Source organism: Ekhidna sp., assembly GCF_965247405.1.
Classification (GTDB): Bacteria; Bacteroidota; Bacteroidia; order Cytophagales; family Cyclobacteriaceae; genus Ekhidna.
This window is the reverse complement of record NZ_OZ252014.1, coordinates 1682449-1708673: the sequence shown is the minus strand read 5'-3', so window position 1 is coordinate 1708673 and position 26225 is coordinate 1682449. Positions and strand designations below refer to the sequence as shown.

The 26225-nt window shown below is 41.8% G+C and carries 26 protein-coding genes; 15 read left to right on the top strand and 11 right to left on the bottom strand.

Translation table 11 applies throughout. From position 1 onward, the window contains the following. Window positions 1-70 precede the first annotated feature (70 nt). Genes ACP14Y_RS07735 through ACP14Y_RS07725 form a run of 3 tightly spaced genes read left to right on the top strand, consistent with a single transcriptional unit; the run spans window position 71 to window position 4176 of the window. Entirely contained in the window at window positions 71-2317 is a 2247-nt protein-coding gene (locus tag ACP14Y_RS07735; protein ID WP_424962383.1) for a serine hydrolase domain-containing protein, read from the top strand. Window positions 2318-2367: 50 nt separating this feature from the next. After that, window positions 2368-3513 (top strand): N-acetyl-alpha-D-glucosaminyl L-malate synthase BshA, encoded by a 1146-nt coding sequence (bshA, locus tag ACP14Y_RS07730; RefSeq protein ID WP_424962382.1) that lies wholly within the window; start codon window positions 2368-2370, stop codon window positions 3511-3513. Between the two features lie 48 nt (window positions 3514-3561). Next, a complete protein-coding gene (locus ACP14Y_RS07725; RefSeq protein ID WP_424962381.1) occupies window positions 3562-4176 on the top strand; it encodes a sterol desaturase family protein in 615 nt (204 codons plus the stop codon). Here the strand turns inward: ACP14Y_RS07725 and ACP14Y_RS07720 are convergent, their stop codons facing one another. Then, a complete protein-coding gene (locus tag ACP14Y_RS07720; protein WP_424962380.1) occupies window positions 4177-4401 on the bottom strand; it encodes a hypothetical protein in 225 nt (74 codons plus the stop codon). Window positions 4402-4430: 29 nt separating this feature from the next. Between ACP14Y_RS07720 and ACP14Y_RS07715 the strand changes: the two genes are divergently transcribed. From ACP14Y_RS07715 to ACP14Y_RS07690, 6 genes are all read left to right on the top strand, one after another. After that, a complete protein-coding gene (locus tag ACP14Y_RS07715) occupies window positions 4431-5528 on the top strand; it encodes a vWA domain-containing protein (RefSeq protein ID WP_424962379.1) in 1098 nt (365 codons plus the stop codon). Between the two features lie 29 nt (window positions 5529-5557). Next, window positions 5558-7063, top strand: a complete 1506-nt coding sequence (locus tag ACP14Y_RS07710; protein WP_424962378.1) for a magnesium chelatase — start codon at window positions 5558-5560, stop codon at window positions 7061-7063. Further along, window positions 7056-7703: a helix-turn-helix domain-containing protein gene (locus ACP14Y_RS07705; protein ID WP_424962377.1), complete on the top strand. Its 648-nt coding sequence runs from the start codon at window positions 7056-7058 to the stop codon at window positions 7701-7703. Before ACP14Y_RS07710 ends, ACP14Y_RS07705 begins: the two co-directional genes overlap by 8 nt. 97 nt (window positions 7704-7800) lie before the next feature. Beyond that, window positions 7801-9138 (top strand): PhoH family protein, encoded by a 1338-nt coding sequence (locus ACP14Y_RS07700; protein WP_424962376.1) that lies wholly within the window; start codon window positions 7801-7803, stop codon window positions 9136-9138. A gap of 133 nt (window positions 9139-9271) precedes the next feature. After that, window positions 9272-9934 carry an ABC transporter ATP-binding protein gene (locus ACP14Y_RS07695; RefSeq protein ID WP_350205355.1) on the top strand — a complete coding sequence of 221 codons (663 nt, stop codon included), beginning with the start codon at window positions 9272-9274 and terminating at the stop codon, window positions 9932-9934. 90 nt (window positions 9935-10024) lie between these two features. Then, window positions 10025-11191 (top strand): mechanosensitive ion channel, encoded by a 1167-nt coding sequence (locus ACP14Y_RS07690; protein WP_424962375.1) that lies wholly within the window; start codon window positions 10025-10027, stop codon window positions 11189-11191. Between the two features lie 51 nt (window positions 11192-11242). On the opposite strand, the gene ACP14Y_RS07685 is transcribed toward ACP14Y_RS07690, so the two are convergent. Then, on the bottom strand, window positions 11243-11422 hold the full coding sequence (locus ACP14Y_RS07685) for a hypothetical protein (protein WP_424962374.1): 180 nt from the start codon (window positions 11420-11422) through the stop codon (window positions 11243-11245). A 154-nt stretch (window positions 11423-11576) separates the two neighbouring features. Here ACP14Y_RS07685 and ACP14Y_RS07680 point away from each other — a divergent pair, with 154 nt between their 5' ends. From ACP14Y_RS07680 to ACP14Y_RS07655, 6 genes are all read left to right on the top strand, one after another. After that, a complete protein-coding gene (locus ACP14Y_RS07680) occupies window positions 11577-13028 on the top strand; it encodes a BatD family protein (RefSeq protein WP_424962373.1) in 1452 nt (483 codons plus the stop codon). 4 nt (window positions 13029-13032) lie between these two features. Further along, on the top strand, window positions 13033-14115 hold the full coding sequence (aroC, locus tag ACP14Y_RS07675) for a chorismate synthase (protein WP_424962372.1): 1083 nt from the start codon (window positions 13033-13035) through the stop codon (window positions 14113-14115). Window positions 14116-14154: 39 nt separating this feature from the next. After that, a complete protein-coding gene (locus ACP14Y_RS07670) occupies window positions 14155-15567 on the top strand; it encodes a dicarboxylate/amino acid:cation symporter (RefSeq protein WP_424962371.1) in 1413 nt (470 codons plus the stop codon). A gap of 205 nt (window positions 15568-15772) precedes the next feature. Continuing rightward, window positions 15773-16360 (top strand): NifU family protein, encoded by a 588-nt coding sequence (locus tag ACP14Y_RS07665; RefSeq protein ID WP_424962370.1) that lies wholly within the window; start codon window positions 15773-15775, stop codon window positions 16358-16360. 33 nt (window positions 16361-16393) lie between these two features. Then, entirely contained in the window at window positions 16394-16873 is a 480-nt protein-coding gene (locus tag ACP14Y_RS07660; RefSeq protein WP_424962369.1) for a YciI family protein, read from the top strand. Beyond that, window positions 16870-17139, top strand: coding sequence for an acylphosphatase (locus tag ACP14Y_RS07655; RefSeq protein WP_424962368.1), 270 nt, complete (start codon window positions 16870-16872; stop codon window positions 17137-17139). Before ACP14Y_RS07660 ends, ACP14Y_RS07655 begins: the two co-directional genes overlap by 4 nt. A 1-nt stretch (window position 17140) precedes the next feature. Here the strand turns inward: ACP14Y_RS07655 and ACP14Y_RS07650 are convergent, their stop codons facing one another. The 9 genes from ACP14Y_RS07650 to ACP14Y_RS07610 form a co-directional block, all read right to left on the bottom strand. After that, window positions 17141-18106, bottom strand: coding sequence for an endonuclease/exonuclease/phosphatase family protein (locus ACP14Y_RS07650; protein ID WP_424962367.1), 966 nt, complete (start codon window positions 18104-18106; stop codon window positions 17141-17143). A 63-nt stretch (window positions 18107-18169) separates the two neighbouring features. Continuing rightward, a complete protein-coding gene (locus tag ACP14Y_RS07645) occupies window positions 18170-18931 on the bottom strand; it encodes a hypothetical protein (protein WP_424962366.1) in 762 nt (253 codons plus the stop codon). A gap of 114 nt (window positions 18932-19045) precedes the next feature. Continuing rightward, window positions 19046-22039, bottom strand: coding sequence for a protein translocase subunit SecDF (gene secDF, locus ACP14Y_RS07640; RefSeq protein ID WP_424962365.1), 2994 nt, complete (start codon window positions 22037-22039; stop codon window positions 19046-19048). A gap of 85 nt (window positions 22040-22124) precedes the next feature. Further along, a complete protein-coding gene (locus ACP14Y_RS07635) occupies window positions 22125-22475 on the bottom strand; it encodes a hypothetical protein (protein WP_424962364.1) in 351 nt (116 codons plus the stop codon). A gap of 21 nt (window positions 22476-22496) precedes the next feature. Further along, entirely contained in the window at window positions 22497-23105 is a 609-nt protein-coding gene (gene udk / locus ACP14Y_RS07630; RefSeq protein ID WP_424962363.1) for a uridine kinase, read from the bottom strand. Beyond that, complete coding sequence (gene rdgB, locus ACP14Y_RS07625; RefSeq protein WP_424962362.1) at window positions 23098-23682, bottom strand: RdgB/HAM1 family non-canonical purine NTP pyrophosphatase; 585 nt, start codon at window positions 23680-23682, stop codon at window positions 23098-23100. The genes udk and rdgB overlap by 8 nt, the downstream gene beginning before the upstream one ends. Before the next feature lies 1 nt (window position 23683). Next, window positions 23684-24307 (bottom strand): FKBP-type peptidyl-prolyl cis-trans isomerase, encoded by a 624-nt coding sequence (locus tag ACP14Y_RS07620; protein WP_424962361.1) that lies wholly within the window; start codon window positions 24305-24307, stop codon window positions 23684-23686. Window positions 24308-24312: 5 nt separating this feature from the next. After that, a complete protein-coding gene (locus ACP14Y_RS07615; protein WP_424962360.1) occupies window positions 24313-25209 on the bottom strand; it encodes an FKBP-type peptidyl-prolyl cis-trans isomerase in 897 nt (298 codons plus the stop codon). Further along, window positions 25206-26216 (bottom strand): DHH family phosphoesterase, encoded by a 1011-nt coding sequence (locus ACP14Y_RS07610; RefSeq protein ID WP_424962359.1) that lies wholly within the window; start codon window positions 26214-26216, stop codon window positions 25206-25208. The genes ACP14Y_RS07615 and ACP14Y_RS07610 overlap by 4 nt, the downstream gene beginning before the upstream one ends. Window positions 26217-26225 lie beyond the last annotated feature (9 nt).

Sequence of the window (26225 nt, the reverse complement as noted above, 5' to 3'; positions counted from 1 at the left end):
GGTCGAATGTTCTGTTATTGAACACGACTTGTTTGAAAAATTGTTCAAATTTAATGTCATATTACCGTTTATGAGAGGATATCTCTTAATAGTATTTGTCTTTATTGGCACATCTGCCTTTGCGTCTGATAATGAGGTGAAAGAGGAGGTGTGGATAGACGGTGACTCTTTCTATAAGTCCATTCGGCACAAAAAGAAATCAACCATTTATTTTAAGGAATGGTCGGGATACGTAGACCAGTTTTTGAAAGATGAGAATTACTACGTCGCTTTGCAGTTGGATAATCAATTTGATCCACTGCCAAAGGATGCAGTCGAACTTCCTTCCTTAGCGACTATAGCTGCAATTGGTGATGATGATCTGAAAAAAGATTATTTCCAGTTTCTGGAAAGGTTTGGGAGAACCCTTGGGGTAAATCATATGGTGCTGCCAGACACTAACGAATATTCCGGTATTGAAAGGGAGGCGATTAAGCAGGCGAATGCACAATCCCCCTTCTATTTTCTTCACAAATCATCGCTATCCCGCAGTATTCCTGACTCCAGGAAAGAGTTTGAAGATGAAGCTGCATCCAATCCAACTATTTGGCTGGCGGATCAGGGGGTGAATACCAGCAAGCTGGATCGGTGGAGCAATAAGCTAGAGAATGGCAATCGTGCCACTTTTTATGAGCAGCTTAGAGAAGCCAAGCAAACATCCTTTTTCCCAGCCTATGAACTACCACAGTCACTAAGGAGAGATGTTTTCATGGCCAGCACTGTGGCAGTTGACTCCAAAAGCACCTTTCCTATACGAGCCGAGACAATCACATACCTGGGACTGGATATCCAATTAAAGAATCGTTTAAAGCAATACGTCAAAGTGCTTGATTACCGAATGCCGGGAGTTCCTTGTTTGGTTGACTTAAGAAATCACGAGGGACAGATTGAGGATGATGACATCATTCTTCAGGTAGGTATGAAAAAGCCCAGCCACATCTCTTTGACAGTGCCTGAAGTATCATTAGCTGAGCAGGATATCCTTATTGCCAAGATGCTGTTTGGTGCGCATGAAATTGTTGGGAGAAGTTTACACCCCTTCACTCGAAGGATCGAGAATCCTCGGTTTATCGGCTACTCTGACTTGAAGCACGCTGGACTGGATCAACAGCATTTTCAGTGGATTGATACCCTTGCAGCAGAGGCGATTAAAAAGTTTGCCACTCCCGGGATGCAATTGGCCGTAGTAAAAGATGGTGACGTTGTTTTTGAGAAGGCTTATGGACACTATACTTATGATAGCCTGAGGGAGGTGACCACCGGAACGGTTTACGATATTGCCTCAGTCACCAAAGTGGCGGCTACCCTCCCTGCCATCGCTTTGCTCATCGATCAGGGGAAAGTTAGCCTCGATGATTCGGTGAGTGCGCACCTTTCCATTTTTGAAAAGTCTAATAAATCCGGCATTACAATACGCCAGCTACTGGCCCATAATGCCGGTCTGAGATCCTACGTGCCATTTTGGAGCATGATGATGGATGGAGATCGCCTGGATGCGTTTTACTACAAAACACCGGAGGATGAAGCGAAGGACATCAGGACTTATGGTTTGGAACCACACCCAAGTATGCTTGACTCCCTGAAAAGTTTCATTGTAAAATCTAAACTGATCAATGATCCCAAAGCCTACAATTACAGTGACCTGGGATTCATGGTCCTTCATTTAATTGTTGAAGAGGTTTCAGGAAAGCCATTTGATGTGTTTTTAAACGAAAATTTTTATCAGCCAATGGGTTTGAGAAGCACCACCTTCAACCCAATCAGGAGCGGCATCTCACCTAAAGATATCGCACCAACGGAATACGATCAGCGGTACCGAAACTATCAGGTGTGGGGTGAGGTTCATGATCGGAATGCGCTGGTTTTTGGTGGAGTGGCCGGGCACGCCGGGTTGTTTTCTACTGCTGGTGATTTGTCCAGAATGATGTCCATGTATCTCAATGGAGGCTTCTATGGCGGTCGTCAATACATTACTACGGAGACATTAGACTTGCTCAATATCCGATATTTTGAAAATAATAGAAGGGGTCTTGGCTGGGACAAAAAGGATGGCAAAAAAGACTCAGCTTCGTCACTGGCAAGCGACGAAAGTTTTGGCCATACAGGTTTTACAGGCACTATGGTGTGGGCAGATCCCAAACATGAGCTTATCTATGTGTTCTTGTCAAATCGTATTTATCCAGATGCCGATAACTGGAGACTTGGAACATTGAACACACGTACACACATACACGACGTGATTTATCAATCGCTCGAAAGTTCAAAATTGCGAAACTAAAAGTTTACTATCTCGGTTTAAATCCCTTGAAGAAAAAGCCTAACGAAAAAATGAAGGTAGGAATAGTATGTTATCCCACGTATGGTGGTAGTGGAGTTGTGGCCACAGAACTGGGCAAAGCGTTAGCCAAAGAAGGTCATGAAATTCACTTCATTACCTATTCTCAGCCTACCCGATTAGACTTTTTCAATCCCAACTTATACTATCATGAGGTAAGTGTGAAGTCTTACCCGCTTTTCCAATACGCACCATATGAGCTCGCTTTGGCCAGTAAAATGGTGGACGTGGTTTTGAATGAGAAATTGGATTTACTTCATGTGCACTATGCTGTGCCTCACGCCTCTGCAGCCTACATGGCGCAGCAAATACTCAAAACAAAAGGATATGAAATTCCTTTCATCACTACCCTTCACGGAACTGATATTACAATCGTAGGAAAAGATGCCACCAATGAGCCAGTGGTGACCTTTTCAATTAACGAATCAGATGGAGTGACAGCTGTGTCGGAAGATTTGAAAAATGATACCTTAGAGCACTTTGATATTTCGGTTCCTATAGAGGTAATCCCAAACTTCATTGATTTGGAGCGATTCAAAAAACAACCAAAGGATCACTTCAAAAAGGCGATTTGTCCAAATGGGGAGAAGTTGGTGGTTCACACCTCCAATTTTAGAAAAGTGAAAAGGGTGGATGATGTGCTGAAGGTATTTTGCGAGCTTAGAAAAGTGGTTCCATCCAAATTACTTCTTATCGGTGATGGGCCGGAACGGAAGAAGATGGAGGATACAGCCAGGGAAATTTGTTCAGAGGATATCCGGTTCCTTGGCAAGCTGGAAGCTGTGGAGGAAGTGCTTTCAGTCAGTGATCTTTTCCTTATGACTTCAGAGAAAGAAAGCTTTGGCTTGGCTGCATTGGAAGCCATGGCGTGTGAGGTACCAGTGATCTCTTCTAATGCAGGAGGACTACCTGAGTTGAATAAGGAGGGAGAGTCGGGTTACGTTTGTGAGGTTGGTGATATTGATACGATGGTCAAGCGTGCCATTCATATTTTAGACAATAAAAATCTGGATTCTTTCAAGCGAGGAGCTCTGAACCGGGCCAAGGAATTTGATATCAAAAATATCCTACCAAAATACGAGGCGTATTATCACGCCGTTTTAGAGAAACATAAAAAGTCTTTATCAGAGAGTTTGTGAAAAATTAGGGTTTCTTTTCCCTAATTTTGCCATGAAGAAAACGAAGCAATGGAATTAAAGAATAAACCACACACAAAAGGAACGAAAGCACTTTTTAAGAATAAATTTCTTGAAAGGCTAACAAGAACGCACATCGCAATCCCTTTGGTAGTGTTTTCGATTATTTCTACCGGCCTGGTGATCTACGGATTTCAGGAATCATATCTGACAAGTATTAGCGCAGTGCTTTTATTTATTGGAGGCTTTATGTCCTTCACTTTGGTAGAATATCTAATGCACCGATTTGTTTTTCATTTGACTCCAACGACTGAGAAAAGAGAAAAATTTGCATATACTGTACATGGTGTTCATCATGATTATCCAAAGGATAAAGACAGATTGGCCATGCCTATTCCCTTAAGTCTAGCATTGTCTACTGGATTCTTCTTTTTATTCAAACTTTTTATGGGCATTAATGTCTTCGGTTTTTTACCTGGCTTCCTGATGGGTTATGCTGCATATCTATGGGTTCACTACATGGTGCATGCATTTCAACCTCCAAAGAATTTCTGGAAGGTATTATGGGTGCATCACGGCATCCATCACTACAAAGATCCGGGAAATGCTTTTGGTGTGTCCTCACCATTTTGGGATTTGGTATTCAGAACCATGCCAAAAAAGTAATTACTTCTCCTTTTTCGCTTTCTTGGCAGCTTTTTTAGCAGCCTTGGCTTTGCGCTTTTCAGGAGAGGCAGGCTCCAGGGTGGCTTTGAAAAGAAAGTCCCTCGTTCCCCAAAACAAATTGGACACTAATGAAGCGAATATGGGTCTTCTGCCTGGCATATCAAGGTGATTATATAACGTTAATTTAACGTAAAAAATTCTCATTTCATCATCTGATGAAATCATTCTTAGGGGATTTTAGTTAAGTTAATGCTATGATCGGATATCGATTTACTGAATTCATTCCTGAGAAAAATCCTGAGCAAAATACGTTTGACAATTTGCTCAATATTTTTTTACAGCTTCTTGTAATTACCTCAGGCGATGTAAATGAAGCACTAAGCTGGCTTACCAATCTGGACCGTGAGCATGGTATCTCAAATGCTGAGTACGGTATTGGCAATTTTATAGATGACTTGAGGAATAAAGGATACATCGATGATCGCAACGAGAAAGGGGAATTCAGAATCACAGCCAAGAGCGAGCAGGAAATTCGAAAAAGTGCGCTGGAGGAAATCTTTGGAAAACTGAAAAAATCAGGGAAAGGAAATCATCGGACAGATCACACAGGAATTGGAGATGAGATCACCTCAGATTACCGCGAGTTTCAGTTTGGAGACTCTCTGGAGCAAATAGAAATGACGGAAAGTTTGCGAAACGCGCAAATCAACCACGGGTTAAATGATTTGACGCTCACGGAAAATGACCTGGAGATTCGTGAACGAGAGTACAAAACACAGACATCCACTGTGCTGATGATTGACATCAGCCACTCCATGATTTTGTATGGAGAAGATCGCATCACTCCGGCAAAGAAAGTGGCCATGGCGTTGGCAGAATTGATCAAGAGAAAATATCCAAAGGATACACTCGATGTGATTGTGTTTGGGAATGATGCCTGGCAGATCGAAGTGAAAGACCTGCCATACTTAAATGTAGGGCCATATCATACCAATACAGTTGCTGGGTTGGAGCTGGCCATGGATCTTTTGAGGAGGAGAAAAAATAAGAATAAGCAGATTTTCATGATTACTGATGGAAAGCCAACCTGTTTGAAAGAAGGAATTAAGTACTACAAAAATAGCTTTGGGCTTGACCCGAAGATTTTGAATAAAACCATGAATCTGGCGGCACAGTGTCGTCGGATCCATATACCTATCACTACCTTTATGATTGCCTCAGATCCATACTTGCAAGAGTTTGTCAGGGAGTTTACCGAAGCAAATAACGGAAATGCATATTATAGTAGTTTGCAAGGGCTGGGCAATCTTATTTTCGAGGACTATAGAAGGAATAGAAGAAAAAACCTTTAGGCCTTACCACCATTTAATTAATACCATTAATGAACTATAAAGACTTATCTACGGATCAGAAGTTGAAGATTACCACTTTAGGAGAATTGAAAGATTCAGGATATGAGCCAATATCGATCAAAGAGGAATTACGCGCGAACCTGATCAAAGCTAAAAAAGAGAAAAAAGATGTTTTTGAGGGAATCTGGGGCTATGAAGATACGGTGATCCCGGATGTGGAGCGAGCAATTCTTTCTCGCCATAACATTAACTTTCTTGGACTCAGAGGACAGGCGAAAACACGCATGGCACGAATGATGACAGGGCTGCTGGATAAGTACATCCCGATAGTAGACGGTGCTCCTCTGAATGATGACCCTTTAAACCCAATTTCAAAATTTGCCAGAGATAAAGTCGTGGAGTTCGGTGATAAAACTCCGGTTGGATGGATGCATCGAGATGAACGTTATACAGAAAAGCTGGCTACACCGGATGTGACCATTGCGGATTTGATTGGTGATGTAGATCCGATAAAAGCAGCTAGCCTGAAGCTACCCTACTCTGATGAACGGGTGATCCATTTCGGGTTGGTACCACGATCCCATCGAGGTATTTTTGTGATCAACGAGCTGCCGGACCTTCAGGCGAGAATTCAGGTAGCACTTTTTAATATTCTCCAGGAGGGGGATATTCAGATTAGGGGCTTTAAACTTCGAATGCCATTGGATATTCAGTTTGTATTTACCGCTAATCCTGAAGATTATACAAACAGGGGTTCGATCGTTACTCCACTGAAAGACCGAATTGATAGCCAAATCATTACACACTATCCTTCATCCATAGATATTGGCAAGAAGATCACGCATCAAGAGGCCATGCTGTCTGGTGATCAGGAAGCAACTATAGAGGTCTATGATCTGGCAAAAGACCTGATCGAGCAAATTGCCATGGAAGCCAGGGATAGTGAGTATGTGGATGCGAAGAGTGGGGTTTCTGCACGTTTAACCATCTCAGCTTATGAGAATCTGGTAAGTGCCTGTGAGCGCCGCATGCTGACGAGTGGTGAGGAAAAAACAAGTGTTCGGGTCACAGATTTCATTGGAGTAACCCCTGCAATAACAGGTAAGGTGGAGTTGGTTTATGAAGGCGAGCAGGAAGGGCCGGGTATCGTTGCTAATAACCTGGTAGGGAAAGCCATCCGTTCCCAGTTCATCCATTATTTTCCGGATCCTGAAAAAGAAAGAAAGAAAGAGAAAGGCAACCCCTATGAGCCTATCAAAGAATGGTTTGAAAAAGGGAATATGGTTGATCTGATTTTCAACGCGAGAGAAAAAGAATACCAGAAAGAACTGAAGAACATTCCGGGTTTGGAGAAACTGGTAGACAAATATCAGAAAACTTCTCACGAAGGATTTAAGTACTTTTTGATGGAATTTGCGTTATTTGGATTAGCAGAGTACAGCATGCTCAGCAAGCATCAACTGGAACAGGGGATGCAGTTCAAAGATTTATTCACCAGCATGTTCAACATGCCTGAGATGGGGGACGATGAATGAGCAAGTCAAAGAAGCACTTAAATTAATTCGTGGAGGAGAAGGGCAGTTTGTAGAATTCAAAAGGAAGGCCAATCATCCTGAGAAAATTATTCGCGAGGTGGTAGCGTTTGCCAATAGTGCCGGTGGCCACCTTTATATTGGTGTGGATGATAATGGCACTTTGGCCGGTCTAAAATATCCAGAAGACGAAGAATACGTTTTAACAAAGGCGATCAACGAGCTGTGTCGTCCAGCCATTCTGTTTTCAGTGGAAGTTTTGCAAGTCAGGGAAGATGTTGAAATTCTTCATTACCACATTCCAGAGAGTGTGCACAAACCTCATTTTGCTTTCCTGGAGAAAAAGCATCGTTATGGAAAGGCCTTTGTTCGCTCAGATGATCAGTCGATTCAGGCCAGCTATGAGGTGAGACAGATTCTGAAAAGGAGTAAGCGAGCACATCAGCCAATAGAGTTTGAAGAAAGGACGCGACAACTATTCAAATATTTTGAAAATCATTCCGGAATCACGCTTGCAGAATACACTCAATTAAGTGGTCTCAATAAGAAGCTTGCTTCTAATAAGTTAATCCATCTGGCTTTATCCGGTGCTTTAAAAATAGAGCCAAAGAATGGAGGAGACATCTTCATGCCTGCGGAATAAATTTTCGTCAAATTCCTTTCGTTTCACTTCTTTTTTTCCGGCGAAACTCCAATATTACAGATGATCCTTTTCGGAGCAATGATAAACCCACCGACGCATGGCTAAAAGCACCAAGCAGAAGAAAATATTTGTATTAGACACTTCAGTAATTCTTTATTCACACGATTCCATTCTAAACTTCGCAGAGCATGATGTGGGCATTCCCATCACGGTTTTGGAGGAGCTTGATCAGTTTAAAAAAGGAAATGACACAAAGAATTTCGAGGCTCGTGAGTTCATTCGTTTGTTGGATCGCCTGGCGAGGGATCATAGCCTCCAAGACTGGATTCCTTTGAATGGTAAAACTAAAGGTTGCTTCAAAGTCATCATGGACTCGGACAGCACCTTGGATGCTACAGAAGTCTTTAATGACGGCAAGAATGATCATCGGATTTTGAATGCTGCTCTTACCATTAAAGAGCAGGAGCCAAAGCGGAGGGTGACGCTCGTTTCTAAAGACATCAATTTGCGTTTGAAGGCAAAATCTTTAGAACTCCCGGCCGAGGATTATGAGACAGGAAAAATCAAGAACGTCAATACACTCACAACAGGTAAGACAGAACTGGATGACATCAACTCTGAGCACATCGATGAGCTCTTTAAAAACAATGTGATTGACAGGAAGAAGGCACTGAAGCGTAAGAAATTTCCTGCCAATAATTATTTCATACTAAAGAGTGAGAAAAACTCCGTATTGGGTTACTACAACCCGGTCGATGATACGATTGAGAAAGTAGACAAGCAGACCGTCTATGGCATTAAGCCAAAGAATGCAGAGCAGACATTTGCCATGCACGCCATGCTAAATCCGGAGATTAAATTGGTGAGCATCAATGGTGTGGCAGGTACAGGTAAAACACTTTTAGCATTAGCATCGGCACTTGAGCAAAGAAGAAATTTCAAACAGATATACCTGGCACGACCGATTGTTCCTTTGAGCAATAAAGACATTGGCTATCTGCCTGGTGACATTAAATCAAAGCTGAATCCATACATGGAGCCGCTTTGGGACAACCTAAAGTACATCCAACACCAGTTCAAGGAAAACGACAAAGAGTTTACCCGTATTACCGACATGGTGAATCAGGAAAAGCTGATGATCACACCTTTAGCTTACATACGTGGGAGGAGCCTGTCCAATATTTTCTTTATAGTGGATGAGGCGCAAAATCTGACCCCCCATGAAATAAAGACAATCATTACAAGGGCGGGTGAGAATACGAAGATTATTTTTACCGGGGACATATATCAGATTGATACTCCGTATCTTGATTCTCAATCAAATGGTCTTTCATACCTGATCGATCGAATCAAGGATCACCCGATGTTTGCGCATATCACACTTGAGAAGGGAGAAAGATCGGAACTAGCCAACCTGGCAAACGAATTATTGTAATGCTCTAATATGATGACGAATTACTTTTAGGTTTGATGGTTAATTTGGATGAAATTACACCCGGCTATAATCGTGGATAGGCATCCAAATTCATCGGATTTCGTTAGGTTTAGCTGGTCAAAAATTCAAGCAAATGATAAAACTACAAGACGTTAGCAAATTCATTGAGTCCAAATATCAGCGGACATTCATTCTGAAAGGTATTGATCTGGAGATTAATGAAGGTGAATTTGTGAGTATAATGGGGCCATCCGGTTCCGGGAAATCTACCCTATTGAATATTGTGGGCATGCTGGACAAGCCATCCGAAGGCGAATATTACTTCATGGATGAACCCGTTCACAAACTGCGTGAGAAGCGAATTTCAAGGATTCACAAGGAACACATTGGGTTCATTTTCCAAGCCTATCACCTGATCGATGAACTAACGGTCTACGAAAACATTGAGACTCCCCTTATTTACAGAGGAATCAAAGGCAAAGAACGTGCAAGCATGATCGCTGAGATGTTGGATCGTTTCAACATGGTGGCAAAAAAAGATTTGTTTCCAGAGCAGTTATCAGGCGGGCAGCAACAGCTCGTTGGGGTTGTGCGAGCGATCATTGGCAAGCCAAAACTACTTCTGGCGGATGAACCAACAGGAAATCTGCATTCATCTCAAGGTGAAGAAGTAATGGGCATTCTAAAGCAGCTTCATGACGAAGGAATGACCATTATTCAGGTGACTCACAACGAAAAGTTTGCAGAATACGGTTCCCGCATCATTCAGTTAGAGGATGGCCGAGTAGTTGACTAGCTCATCTTTTAGGTTAGATGGGTTACTAAAATCCTTATATTTGGATTAAGAGAAGATTATTTTTTGACAAAACCTATCTAACCTATGAATATGCCCGAATATTTAGAAAACCTCGTCAACTCCGTCAATGATTCTTTGCCGGGTGTACTTGGTGCCGTTATTGTCTTCATTGTTGGCTGGCTGCTGGCCTTGCTTGTAAGAAGGATTGTTCATGGCCTCATGAAGAAAACAGAATGGGATGAGCGCCTATTGGGGAATACCATTGTAGACACCAATAAATTCATTGCCAACTTCGTATACTACATCCTGATGTTCATCATCTTGTTGGTGGTGCTCGAAATACTTGGTGTGAGCTACATTCTGGATCCAATCAAGGGAATGTACCATGGCTTTATTGAGTTCATTCCAAAAATCATTGTGAGTATCATCACCTTCTTTGTTGGGTACATTGTTGCGAAGTTCCTTTCGAACATTGTGAAAATGGCAGGTAGTGTCATCGATAGGCTGGCTAACAAAATCGGATTTAAAGAGACAGACAAGCTGGTTTATTTCATTCAGCAAGTAATTTTTATTATCGTACTGATCCCATTCATCATTCAGGGATTAAACGCACTAGAGCTGGATGCGATTACTACGCCGGCTAATAATGTGCTTCACGAAATGCTGGACTCTGTTCCGAATATCATTGGAGCGATCTTAATTATTTCCATTTTTGTAGTTGGGGGAAGGTTCATCACTTCTTTCGTGAAAGACCTTTTGGCGAATGTAGGCTTGGATAATCTGATTGAAAGGTTGCAGTTAAAATCAGTTCTCGGAGAACAAAAGCTCTCAGCGATTGTCGCCAATATTATCTTCTTTTTTATGGTGTTTTTCGGAGTAATCTCCGGAGTGGAAATGCTTGGTCTTGATCGTTTAGCAGAGGTACTCCACACCATTCTGAACCTTTCCGGCAATGTGCTATTTGGGTTGATCATACTTGTTATGGGTAATTTCTTAGGGTCCATCATTTACAGGTCAATGAACAACTCAGGGGAGAACACATTTGTAGCTGGAATCGCCAGGGTAGCGATTATTGGTTTGTTTTTGGCTATTGCATTGCGAACCATGGGGATTGCTAATAGCATTGTGGAGCTAGCCTTTGGTCTGACACTAGGTGCCATTGCAGTGGCTGTGGCACTTTCTTATGGTCTGGGAGGACGTGAGGCTGCCGGTAAGCACATGGAAGATATTCTCAAGCGCTTTAGAGGCAAAAAATAATATTTTACCAAAAAAGAAAAGCCCCTCGATAGAATCATCGAGGGGCTTTTTTTATGAGAAGCAGGCTGCTAGTATCGGTTGATATTGCCTGCCAAATTTGCGATAGCACCAGTCTTTGAGCATCACTACCTCTTCCGGAACTAATGCTTTAATGGCCTTCTTTAGTTCCTTCTCAAATAGCCGCTTATCAAAGCTAACTTTCGATAAAATAGTTTTAAAGTACTCTAACATGTGAATAATTGTTAATGATCAAACCCCTGCCGTAAATTTGGCGTTTTGGGTTTGATGAATGTTTAACTTTAACATTTAGTTTGAGTAAATAAATCAGCAGTTGAGTTCTCAATCATCAGAGAACTTTTGCATATCGTTTTGAACAACAATACACATGAGATTAACGAACAAGTTCTTGATTGGTTGTGCAATGATCTTAGTATTTGCCACTAATCTTTTTTCTCAAGATGTATCCATTAAGATAAGCAATAATGAGATAGGGATCAACCAGTATTTCACAATTACCATTCAGGTTGAGAATGACAGGCTAAAACAATACAGTGACTTTCCGGACATTGAAGGTTTTATAAAAAGAGGCACCTCATCTTCTACCACTACCAATTATGTAAACGGAAGAATGTCCTCCACTCAGGCACTTACTCAAAATTATCAGGCCACTGAAAAGGGGACCTACCTACTTGAGCCGTTTTTCATGACCATCAATGGCAAAGAGGTGAAGTCGGAGGGCACGCAGATTATAGTCGGAGATGCTGTACAAAGACAAGCACGTCAGAGTCCGTTTAACAGAGACCCTTTTGAAGAGATTTTTGGAAACAGATCTGCACCTGAAGAATTTGTGGACATAGAGGCAGATGCCTTTGTAGCATTAACGGTGGATAAGGATGAGGTTTATGTGGGAGAGGGTTTTACAGCAACATTGGCATTTTATGTAGCTGAGGCAAACAGGGCAGAAATGCGATTTTTTGACCTGGCAAATCAGATTACCGAAATCGTGAAGACCGTCAAACCACCTAATTGCTGGGAGGAGAATTTCAGCATCGATCAAATCTCTGGAGAGCCTGTAACGATTAATAGCAGAAACTATACACGATACAAGATTTACCAGACAGCCTATTATCCCTTGACATTGCAAGATATCGAGTTTCCATCCATTGGCCTTAAAATGATCAAGTACAAAGTAGCTAAGAATCCCTCTTTCTTTGGAAGAAACAGGCAGGAAGATTATGAAACGTTTTACTCCAAACCTAAAACAGTGAATGTAGTTGATTTGCCACCTCATCCACTAAAGGAACAGGTAGCTGTCGGCAATTACACCATGGAAGAAAATATTAGTACAAAAGAGCTGGCAACAGGTCAAAGTTTTAACTACCAATTTGATATTGTGGGCGAAGGGAACATCAGTTCAATAGAAGCTCCATTGCTACCAGAAAATGATGCATTTGATTTCTACGCTCCTAATGTAACTCAGCGAGTCAATCGTGCGGGTGGTAAGGTAAGAGGGGTAAAAAGTTATGATTTCTATGCGATCCCCAATGAACCTGGTGATTATACCCTTTCAGATTATTTTTCATGGGTGTTCTTTAACCCAAGTACAGATTCGTATGATACCCTTTCATCGGATTATTCGATTCGTGTGACCGGAGAGAGCAGAAAAAATCTATCCATTGCCTCCAATGATCTGGGTGATTTTTATGACGAGATTGCAAATGCAGACAATACACTCTCGTCCATCGACGGTAATAGTTGGGTTACCATCATAGTTAATATCTTTATCGCGATTATCTTGGGCTTTACTGCCTATCTGCTGTTCAAAAAGACAGCATAATTGCATGGGAAATACACTCGGAAATATTTTTAAGATCACTTCATTTGGTGAGTCGCACGGTGCAGGTGTGGGTGTAGTCATTGATGGCTGCCCAGCGGGGATTGACCTGGATGTGAATTATATCCAATCTGAGCTGGACCGAAGAAAACCTGGTCAATCACGAATCACCACTCAGCGTAAAGAAGCAGATGGGTTTGAGTTTTTTTCAGGTGTTTTTGAAGGAAAATCCACCGGAGCACCCATCACGATACTGATTAAAAATCAGGATCAGAAAAGTAAGGATTACGATCATATCAAAGATATCTACAGACCCTCTCATGCAGATTTTACCTACCAGGAAAAATATGGAATCAGGGACTATCGGGGAGGTGGTAGAAGCTCTGCTCGCATCACTGCAGGCTGGGTGGCAGCTGGTGCAATAGCAAAGCTGGTTTTGCGTCAGCTAGGTATTAATTGTCAGGCATATGTATCCCAGGTGGGAGATTTGAAACTGGAAAAAAGCCATCAGGATTTAGATTTATCAAAAACAGACGACAATGACGTCAGATGTCCGGATGATCGTATGGCAAAGCAAATGTTTGAGCTGATTGACTCGGTGCGAAAGGATCGGGACACTATTGGCGGAGTGGTGACAGGGATCATATCCAATGTTCCTGCAGGACTGGGTGAGCCACTTTTTGATAAATTGAATGCTGCCCTGGGTCATGCCATGCTTTCGATTAATGCTGTTAAAGGATTTGAGTTTGGAAGTGGCTTTGAGGGTGTGAAAATGCGAGGCTCTGAACATAACGACATTATTGAAAACAAGGCCGGTAAAATCCAAACGAAAACAAATCATTCAGGAGGTATTCAGGGAGGGATTACTAACGGAGAAGACATATACTTCAACGTGGCATTCAAGCCGGTTGCTACTATCATGCAAGATCAGGATTCTGTGGATAAGGAAGGGAATGATGCCACTGCCAAAGGAAAGGGACGACATGATCCATGTGTAGTACCGAGAGCAGTTCCCATTGTAGAGGCACTGTCTGCTCTGGTGATGGCCGATTTCTGTTTATTGGCACAAACCAATAAATTGCGAGGCTAAGTCTAGAGAAAATAATAGTTCAACAGCGAACCCATATATATGAAAAACCTACCTCTTCATGTAAAAATCATTATTGGCCTGGTGGCTGGCGTAGTGTATGCATTTGTCTCCAGTGCACTGGGGTGGAATGCGTTTACAATTAACTGGATCGATCCCTTCGGCACCATTTTCATTCGTTTGTTGAAGTTCATTGCTGTACCACTGGTATTATTTTCCATTATCAGCGGCATCAGTGGATTAAGTGATATATCAAAGCTGGGTCGGATGGGAGCTAAAACCATGGGCTTTTATCTTCTGACTACAGTTATAGCTGTGGGCTTAGGACTGCTCTTGGTAAACACAGTAAAGCCGGGTACCCACCTGGATGATGAGCAGCGAATAAAGAATCGTATTTCATATGAATTATGGGCAGAGTCAGAGGGAGTGGAAATGAAGGACCGAAAAGATTTTTTAACCAATCCGAAGTATGCAGACTATGTGGAAGAAGTATCCGGGCAGCCGCAGGATTTGAGTGAAAAAGTAGAAGAGGTAAAAAGCAGTGCTGAATCAAGTAAAGAAGCACCGCCGCTTCAGTTTTTAGTCGATATAGTCCCTGAAAATCTGGTGTTCGCGATTTCAAATAATCGCCTCATGCTTCAGGTTATCTTTTTTGCTATTTTCTTCGGCATTTCCATCGCGATGATTCCAAGAGAAAAAGCACAGCCAGTCATTGATTTTATCAATAGCGTAAATGATGTGTTTTTGAAAATGGTGGAGGTGGTGATGAAAGCCGCACCATATTTTGTTTTTGCCCTATTAGCAGGCGTGATTGCAAAAATGGCTAATACCCCCGCTGAAGTGCTTGAGATTTTCAAAGGACTTGGATCCTACACATTGACGCTTTTCTTCGGATTGGCCTTTATGATATTCGTCTTTTATCCGGTCATTGTAGTGCTTTTCGTAAAGAAGATGTCTTACAAAGAGTTTTTCAGAAGGATAAGCCCTGCTCAGTTGATGGCCTTTTCCACTAGCTCAAGCGCAGCTACCCTTCCAGTAACCATGGAATGCGTCGAGGATAATCTGGGTGTTTCCAGAAATGTTTCCAGTTTCGTACTTCCTATCGGTGCAACCGTGAATATGGATGGGACAAGCTTGCTGCAGTCTGTCGCTGTGGTATTTATGGCACAGTTGCATATGGTAGACCTAGATCTCGGTCAGCAGCTGACCATTGTATTGACCGCAACTTTGGCTTCTATTGGAGCTGCAGCCGTGCCAAGCGCTGGATTGGTAATGATGATCATTGTATTGCAATCGGTTGGTTTGAATCCCGCATGGATAGCGATCATCTTTCCGGTAGACCGAATTCTGGATATGTGTCGCACGGTAGTGAATGTTACTGGAGATGCCACAGTCGCTACCCTGGTAGCTGGTTCTGAAAATGAGCTTAATCCTAGGGATCTAGGCGAGCATTAAATAAGAAACATATACGGAGAGACCGAGAGTCAACATGATGATTGTTGCTACGATAGATGCTTGAATTTTTTTAGTTACCATGACTTTTGTGATTTAGGGTGATAAAATAGGATTATATAAGTATGGTAACTATATAACGTTCACCCCTCAGCTTCTTTCGAACTTTTCTACGAACTTTGCGATTGTAACGGTAAACGCAAAAGCTATGCAGATGACTGAGGAACCCAGAGTGGTGAATATATACACAGAATCAAACCCCAACCCCAATTCATTAAAGTTCGTGGTGAACTTTATGTTGATGCCTGAGGGTGTTAGTAGGGATTTTCCTTCTAAGGAGAGCACAAAGGAGGCCCCATTGGCTGAGGCACTTTTTGAAGAGTTTGATTTTGTAACGGGGGTATTTTACATGAGTAACTTCATCACCATTACCAAGAAAGAGGAAATTGAATGGTTCGAGGTGAAAGCCAGGGTTCAGCAATTCATCAAAGATTTTCTAATGGAAGGAAAGGAAATCCTGACCGAGGCGATACAAGATAACATTGATGAAGAGCTCACCGGAGACGATGCAGAAGCTAAAATCAAAGGTGTGTTGGAAGAATACATCAAGCCGGCTGTAGAAATGGATGGTGGAGCGATAAAACTTGCATCATACAAAGATGGAATCGTCACAGTTACACTTCAGGGTTCGTGCAGTGGGTGTCCTTCTTCCACCATAACGTTGAAGAATGGCATAGAAAACCTGCTGAAACGAATGGTACCAGAAGTGAAAGAAGTGGTTGCAGAAGAGGGCTGATTTTCTGATCTTAGGAGAAAACTCTAATCTCCTATGAAAAATATCTTCACTTTATTACTTGCTGTCACTATCCTAATCGCTTGTGAAAATCCAACTGAGACAGGCAGTGAATCCGTCGTTGATGTAAATGGGTATGACTCTCTGTTGGCTAAAGAAACAGGGGCGGATGCTTATGGTATGCGCAAATATGTAATGGCACTTTTAAAAACCGGACCTAACAGAGATCAGGATTCTTTAGAAGCAGCCCAGTTGCAAAGAGCACATCTAGATAATATTACACGTTTGGCAGAGGAGGGTAAGCTGGTGATGGCTGGTCCTTTCTTTGATGATTGGGAGGTCAAAGGAATTTACATCTTTGCCGTAGAGACAATTGAAGAAGCAGAGGAACTCACAAAAACAGATCCTGCTATTCAGGCAGGTCGACTGGAAATGGAACTACATCCATGGTATGGAAGCGCAGCGCTTATGAAAATGGGAGATTTGCATGAAACACTCGCAAAAGAGTCTATATGATCGCGATTCGCATCAAAGTGACTGGCAGGGTACAAGGAGTTTTTTTCAGAGTCTCTACGAAAGAAAGAGCTGATGCCCTGGGAATCAAGGGTTGGGTTAAGAATGAGCTGGATGGTTCAGTGCTTATCGAGGCTGAAGGAAAGGTAGATCAAGTGAATGAGTTCAAGCAATGGTGCTCCATTGGACCATCTGCAGCAATGGTGGAAAGAATAACTGTGGAAGAAATACCTCTTAGTAAATTCCCCGATTTTGAAATCGCATACTAGATCATTTTTCGTCAAGCACAAATGAAATAGGGAGGTGGTCGCTAAACCCATCAAAGTCTGGCTTCTCCTGACCAAACCTCACAGGTGTGTCATACCTTCCTGAGACCATTCCATCAAAGATTTCGAGTTTTACTTTCTTCTCGTCAAGGCTAAACTTGCCCGATTTTTTGGCAATTCCTTTTGATACCATGAATTGATCGATCATCATTGGCACACCACCGTAAACGTAGCTGGCTTTTCGCTGGCCCAGTAATGGCCACATCATATTATACAGATATGGATTTCTTCCATAGACCACTTTATCCCTGTCCATCACACTGAGCGCATAGTCTGTCAGCGAGCGATTATATGGATCATCATTAAAGTCACCCATCACAACAATTGCTGCGTCATCTCCTTTTATTTCCTGAATACGCTCAATGAAGTAACTCAATGTTTCACCTGTGATAATTCGGTAAGGTTCAGATTCATATTGCCCGGCAGATCTGGAGGGCCAGTGGTTTCCGATAAGGATGATTTCGTTACCGGAACTTTTGTTCACTACAGTCGCCTGGACAATTTCCCGGGTTGGATATCTTTTTACCACGGTATGGTGGAAAAACTCATCGGTATTGAAGTCGAATTTATCCTTGTCGTAGATGAAGGCCACATCAATGCCACGTTTGTCACCCATGTCATGATGGATCAATCCATAATTACGACTGGTGTCCAGGGCATCCAGAAGAAGCTGCAGCACATGAGTGTTTTCTACCTCACATACTCCCATAATATCGGGTCCGGTGCTTGCATTCATCTGTGAGATCACCCATGCCAGCTTTTCGATCTTTTTGGATAATACATCCATCGTCCAGTTTTTTAAATCAGCCTTAATCTTTCTGGCCAGATCATCGGGCCTTCGGGTAGTGGGGGCATCTTTTACATCAAATAGGTTTTCAAGATTCCACCAGGAAATGTAGTGAGAGGTCATAGCAAATTCTTTTTTTAAAATTCGCTAATAACCCTTTTACAAGCAATACCCAGAAAGGGGTAATTATTTGCTAAAATTCCTTACATCGGATTCGGTAAGGTTGCCATCATCCAGAATATCAGGGTCAGTCCCTATTTCGATCGCATTGGCTTTCCAGCTATAGCTGGATGGCTCGATAGATTTGAGAGGCAATCCATTGGAAAGGAGCATGTAGGCTACAATTTGAATGTCTTCTACTGTTACATTCGCTCCATAATACATCACATTGCTTCCGAGTCCTTCTGTTTCTGTTGCTTCTTTTTCGTGGATGTAGTACCCCAATTCTTTAAGGGAATAAACTTTATCACCGTCCTGATCGTGACGGTAATACCTGATCACTACATCTTCACGTAGCTGACCAGGAGGTAGATTAGCAATTTTAGGCGCCAGGTAAATATTTTTCAATTCATCTAAGCCGCTATATGATCGTGCGGTGGTGGGTTCGTTTGCAACGTTACTCTCAGACTCTGAAGGTTGGGTATCGAAATTGTCACTTGGCTCAAAAGCTTCTTGTTTTGCAGACTCATCTGCTTTTTCTGGGGTCTCGAAATCCTCGCTCTTCAGCGAATCAGCTTCTGTCCGGCCCAAAACAGGTGGAGTGGTTTCCTCAGCTACTTGCGATGATGTGTATGTTGTATCATTTTTAGCAGGCTTGAAGATATCTTTTGAGAAGCTTGCCTTTTTATTTTTAGTGTATCGCTCAGCATCGAAAGCTGTAATCTGAAGTAGTTTGATTACTCCAATGAAAACAAGAGCGACAATGGCGTATACTGGATATTTACCCATTCGTTTTTTAGTGATTTGGTAGCCTGAATTTAACTAAAATACTAATTGGGCACAAAAAAGCCCTCATCTGCCTGGTGTGCAAACAAGGGCTTTAAATTTATATGTCAAAGGGCCTTAGCTTTTTGCCTCTTTCTTGTTAAGATCAATCACTACTGGTGTAGCAATGAAAATGGATGAGTACGTACCCACAATGATTCCCACAAGTAATGCGAATGAGAATCCTTGCAATACAGCTCCCCCGAACAAGAATAGAACAATTACCACAATCAATGTGGTGATGGAAGTAATAAATGTTCTACTTACCGTGTTATTCAAGGATTCATTGAAAACAGGAATTAACTCAGATCCGGATTTGATACCCATATTCTCCCTGATTCGGTCGAATACAACCACTGTATCGTTGATCGAATAACCGATGATTGTCAATACTGCGGCAACAAATACCTGGTCAGCTTCAAATGATATTCCAGCAAGGTTAGCAATAGCAAATGCAGAGAGCACGAATAGTGTATCGTGGAATAATGCGATGATCGCCCCCAGTCCAAACTGCCACTTTCTGAATCGGAATACGATGTAGATAAAAATACAGATCAGCGCAATAATTCCTGACTTATACGATGAATTCTTAATGTCATCAGCAATTGTTGGGCTCACTTTGGATGAGCTGGAAATAGTGAAATTACCTTCTGCTAGCTGTGCACCATCTTCAATGTAGGTAAGTCCAGTTGTTTCAGCCAACCCATTGATTAGCTCCTCTCTTACCTGCAAATCAGCCTCATCACTCTCATCATCGATTTTGTAAGATGTCGTGATTTTAAGAATATTGTTTGCACCGAAAGTTTTCACTTCTGTACCTGCATTCTCAAAGTAGTTGCCCAGGGATGTTTTAATCTCCGTTGGACTTTTAGGCTCATCAAAGGTGATCACATAAGATCGTCCTCCCTTAAAGTCCACTCCAAGTGTGATTCCTTTCACAATCATAGCGACAATACCAATGGCAATAAAAATACTACTGAAAGTATAAGCGAGTTTACGCTTACCTAAGAAGTTAATATTCAGATTAGACAATGCATTTCTTGAGAAAGCATTCGCGAAAGAAATTTTAGCATTATCTCCCTTTTTAGAGAATGCTTCTACGACCACACGTGTGATAAACACGGCACTGAAAAATGAGCAAACGATACCGATCATTAAGGTGATCGCAAATCCTTTCACTGGCCCTTGGCCTAACGTAAATAGAATAAAGCCTACAATTAGCGTGGTAACATTTGCATCAAAAATGGACCAGTATGCTTTTGAATATCCGGAAGAGATGGCTGCTTTCAAGCCAGCACCATTTCGTAGTTCTTCTTTAATTCTTTCAAAGATCAGCACGTTCGCATCGATGGCCATACCAATAGTAAGAACTATACCTGCAATACCTGGTAATGTCAATGATGTGCCAAACTGGGCAAGTATTCCCATGATAAAGAATACATTGAAGAAGAGTGCCAGGTTAGCAATAAGACCTCCTTTTGCATAGTACACAACCATAAAGATGATCACGATGATCAAGCCAACCATGATGGAATTCAGACCCTGATTCTGCGCCACCTTTCCTAAGGTAGGACCTACTACCACATCTTCTACAATGGTTGTTGGTGCAGGAAGTGAACCCGCTTTCAGGATGTTTGCAAGATCTTTTGCTTCTTCAATCGTTTGGAATCCTCCGGAAATAGATGAACTTCCGTTAGGGATTTCTCCTCGTACATAGGGTGCAGAGAATACATAGTTATCCAGCACAATAGCAATTCGCTGACCGATGTTTTCGCGGGTCATTTTTGCCCAGGTTCTGGAACCGCCAGCATTCATTTGCATACTCACTTCTGGCTCAGCACGCTCATTTAGTGAAGCCGTCGCATTAGAAATGGTTTCTCCGGTAAGTGAAGCCTTACCATTTCTATTGGTTTTTATAGGGTAAAGCTCAAGCAAATCTGGTCCAGTCAAATCTTCTCCTTTGTCTTTTGGCTGTACATCCCACAAGAATTTCATGGTTGCAGGAATGATTGCTTGAACATCCTCTCGCTCAAGAATACGATTGACCTGAGCAGTATCTTTAACATTGTAAATCAAGCCTCCGAATTGAGGGGCATTTACCAGCAGGTCAAATAATGGAGATTGTCTGGTATTGATCAAAGAGTCTAATGCATCATTTTCTGTGGAATCACCCTCCGCAGTGGCAAGTGAGTCGGCCTCATCACCACCACCTAAAAGTGCTGTTATGTCATCTTTGATTTTTTGATCTTCCTCTGATACAGGTGCAGATGAGGGATTGTTCTTCATCTCCTGCACGATCAGTGAGTTTATGGAAGTAAGAACCTGAGCTACTTCCTGTTGCTGGTATACCTCCCAGAATTCAAGTTTGGCAACACCTTGAAGGAGTTTTCTTACTCGCTGAGGGTTATCCACTCCGGGCAGCTCAATCTGGATTCTTCCCGTTCCTTGCAATCGCTGAATGTTTGGTTGTGAAGTACCGAAACGGTCAATTCTTGTTCTCAGGATATTGAAAGAACGATCGATAGCACTCTCAACTTCCGTGTCAATAATATCCAGAATTTCAGCATCTGTACTTTGGAGACTGATTCTTCCTCTGTTAGCTGCTGTTGCAAAAATTTGAGCCAATTCTTTACCAGGCGCTCTTTCCTTAAACTCACTGTAGAATTCGTCCACAAAGTTTAGCTGGGTGCCTTTTACATTCTGCTTTGCCTGGTCCAGGGCCGCAAGGAAGTCAGAATCTGTGCTATTTCCGCTTAAGCCCTTGATGATATCAATAGGAGATACTTCAAGAGTCACGTGCATACCACCCTGAAGGTCTAGTCCAAGATTAAGCTCAGTTTCTTTCACCTCTTTGTAGGTATAGTCTATCCCAAAAAGGTTGTAAACAGGCTCATTCCAAATGGAATCCAGATAACGCTGTTTTTCGGAAACATTTATGCTTCCATCTTCATATGCGGTAACAGATGTTGCCTCTTTTTGAATGTTTTGGGAAACATATGTAAATGATAGATAATAGATACAGAGCAATGAGATCAGTATCGTTAGGAAAACAATAAATCCTTTGTTTTTCATGGTAAATTATTGGTTTGATCTGTAGTAACTACAGTCTTTATTATTGATAAATAGTGTAAAAATTGGTTGCCTGAAGTGGGCTTACTCAGGGCGCATTAGGAGAAATTATCCTTCGAAAGAGTATCTTTAATGCCTTCTGTGCAGAAGGAAGTATTTGCTTAACTGCTGGTGATTTGTATTCATCTTCGTCCGGAAAGAAAACCTCATTAAGTAGATAAGATTGATAGTCCAGATTAATTTGCAATGAGGAAGTTGGAACAGCCTCCGCTTTCGAGATCTGCTGGGTCTCTCCCTTTTCTTCTTCTGAATCACGCTGCTCTTGTTGATCGTAACTTTGTTCCTGAACAAAGACCGATTGTGTTAGCACAAATAATGCCAGCACCATGCCAAAGGCAGTTTGTAAAAGATTCTTCGATATGAAGCTATTTTTCTTCAAAGTGGGGCAAATGTAGTAAAATCACTGATTAAGAAAAGCAGTTATTACTTTAAGTGCATTTTCGAAGTGCTCGTGATTAGGGATGATCAAATCTGCGTAATGCTTTGAGGGCTCGATATACTTTTTGTAAGCAGGAGTTACGTGATGTTCATACCGATAAAGTACATCATCCAAATCATACCCTCTTTCCTTGGAGTCACGAATGATCCTCCTTTTCATCATCAGATAATCAGGTGCTTCGATATACAGCTTGAGGTCGAGTAATTCACGCACCTTCTCTTGATGAAAAACAAAAATTCCTTCCACTAGTATAATAGGGCTGCTATCGACCTTTATTTTCTTTGGATTCGGATTGTCACGCTCGTTGTTATAAGTGTACTCAGAAAGCTCTATGGACTCTCCAGCTATCAGCTTTTTCAGATCCTCAGCAAACTTGTTTTGATCTATGGACTGAGGGGTGTCGAAATTTTCAATTCCGGACTTATCCTTTGGTTGCTTGCCCTTTTCAATGTAATAGTTATCCATCGAGTGCAGTGCAGCATTTGGTACTTGCTGCATCAACTCTTTCATAAAGAGTGTTTTCCCGGATCCGCTACCTCCGGTAATTCCGACCACAATTGGCTTACTCATTGGTTTGGTGAAGGTATTCTAAAAATTTCTGAACTGCTTTTGCACGATGCGAGATACGATTCTTTACATCAGAAGATAGCTCAGCAAATGTTTCATTAAATCCACTTGGTCGGAAAATGGGGTCATACCCAAATCCATTATTACCTCTTTTTTCTTCAATGATTACCCCTTCTATTTTTCCGGTAAATTCATGTTTCTTTCCAGCTTCATCTATGTAGGAAATTACCGTACAAAATTCAGCTGAACGATCAGTTTTGCCGTCGAGATTTTTCAAAAGCAGATCCATGTTTTTCTGGTCATCTCGTTCTTCACCTGCATACCTGGCGGAATATACTCCCGGTTCACCATTTAAAGCGTGAACGATAAGGCCACTATCATCTGCAAAAACAGGGAGTTTATGTTTATTGTAAACATAAGATGATTTGATAGTAGCGTTTTCTTCCAACGTTGAACCAGTCTCGGCAATATCTTCAATTATTCCTAACTCACCGAGACCGACGATATTGACACCATCAGGCATGATCTCATTCATTTCCTTCACCTTGTTTTTGTTATGCGAGGCAAAGCAGATCTTCATGCTACTGTTTGATTACTTCTACAGGCATAAGTTCAAAAGCGATCGGAGTGTTTGGACTTATGAATACCCCTGATCCAGTAGTTCCATAAGCTTGACCGGAAGGAATCATAATCAATACAGCTCCACCTACTTTTAGATACTTAAAGGTAGCAGCCATGCCTTCGGCAAACCCAGGAATATACCCACCCTGACCAGTTGGGATAGACCACCCTGAAGATGAGTAGGTAATGAAAAGTGGATCGTATGTGGTTCGAGTGAAAACATCCACAGTGTCATTATCTATCACGAAAGGATTTTCGTCATAATAATTCTTCAGTGAATCACCTATTTGTTCGATTGACGTATCAAAAATGGTGTCCCCTAAGGTTTTACCGATGTAATCAAAATAGACTTGATCACTTTCATCGATTGACTCCATAGATCCGGAATCAAGGATAACATATCTGATCCCATTATTTGTGTTGCCAATTTCACTTTCTGAATAACCACTCATTGAAAGATATTCAGCAATCGCAATACTATCCTTTTCAAATTGAATATCAGGATCAATCTGCACAACCACATTTCCATCACCGCAAGCAAGCAAGATGAAACCAACAACAATCGCTAAAAATCCTTTTCTCATCTTATTTAATCAGCTACTTCTACCAACTCTACGTCAAAAACTAAAATGGAGTTTGCCCTAATGATCGGACTTCTGTCTCTACTTCCATATCCTAATGGACTTGGAATATAAAGCCTGGCCTTTGCTCCTTCATTTAACAGTGCAATGCCTTCATCCCAACCTTTTATCACCTGCCCCTGACCAAGAGGGAAGGTATATGGTTGATATGGCTCTCTTCTTTCATCATAAAGCCCTTTTTCCATCGCAACATCTTTATCGCTGGAATCAAAATAATCTCCATTAAGTACCCAGCCAGTATAATTAACGCTCACCTTTTGTCCAACCTCTGGTTTAGGACCATTCCCTTCTTCCATGATAACGTATCTGAGGCCACTTTCTGTCTGTTGAGCATCGATATCATTTTCGGCGAGATAATCATCAAGAATTTCATTGTCAATAATGATCTGCTTAGCCGCAGCTTCCTCAGCTTTTTTAGCTACCATCTCATAATATCCTTCCTCAGTTAGTTGATCAACATAGGTGATCTGAAACTGGATTTTGCTATCTGCAGCGATGGAATCGGGACGAGGGGCTCTGAAGGTTTTCTCAAAAAGATCCGATGCTGTAAGTGCGAATTCCACACTGTCTCCGGTTGTTAATTGTGTCAACACATTGAAAAGTTCCCCCTGATCTAGTTGATTGCTTGGATCGATCTTCAGTGGCATTGGTTCATCAGCGTCCATCATCACTTCACCTTCTTCAGTAGTGTATTTGATTCTGAACATCGATATCAGGCTGTCAACAGGTGCCTCACCGTTTCCTTTTTTCAAGTAGGTAACAGTAGTTCCTGCTTCAGTCTGAAATGAATTGGACCCACATGCAGCGAGTACCAAAGCGATAATGATGTATCCTAATTTTTTCATTTGATTCTTGTTTTTAAAATATCTTTTCCGATTAATTCTTTGAATTTCTTTTCAGTTTCTCCAAGCGATAGTTCTGACATCCCTCCCGAGGCATTTTTATGACCACCGCCGCTAAAATATTCTTCCGCGAATTTATTAACTGCAAAGTCACCTATGCTCCTGAAAGAGAGTTTTATTTCATTTTCTCTTTCTATGATAATAGCAGCAACCACTATGCCTTTGATTGAAAGCGCATAATTCACAAGCCCTTCAGTGTCTCCCTGCTTTAGTCGAAAGTCTTGGAAATCTTCCTCTCCAATAACAAAATAGGCCACCCTGGATGCCTCATCAACTTTTAATTTTTCTGCCAACGCATGTCCTAGAAAACGCAATCTGTCTAATGAATTTGTATCATAGATCAACCGACTGACCTTGTTCACATCAGCACCTAAGTCAATCAGATCTGCAACCATTCGATGCACTTTTGATGTCGTAGACGGGTGCTTAAAGGATCCAGTATCGGTCATAATGCCTGCATAGAGACACTCCGCAATGTTTTTGTCAATAACCTCACGTCCACTAAAGTCAACGATGAGATCATAAATTAATTCCGCTGTGGCAGCCGATTTATCATTCCAGAAATTGAAATCTGGGGTGATTTCAGGATTCAAATGATGATCAACGAGTGCTACTTTAGCAGTCACGCTTTCAGCGGCCTCTTTCATGTTTTTGATCCTGCCAAAACCAGAATAGTCTAAGCAGAAAAGTAGCTCGGCCTCTGAAAGTAGCTTATCCGCTGCTTCCTTCGATTTCTCGTAGTTTATGACTAAAGGATTTCCTGGCATCCACTCCAAAAAATCAGGATAGCTGTTAGGAACAATGGTATTTACCTCATGTCCTAGCCTGATCAAAAAGTGGTGCAGACCCAAAGAAGACCCTAATGCATCCGCATCTGGGTTTGCATGAGTAGTAATGACGATCTTTTTGGGGGATTGTAAGAAGTCCTTTAGCGCCTGTGTGTCCTTCATAAAAAATGC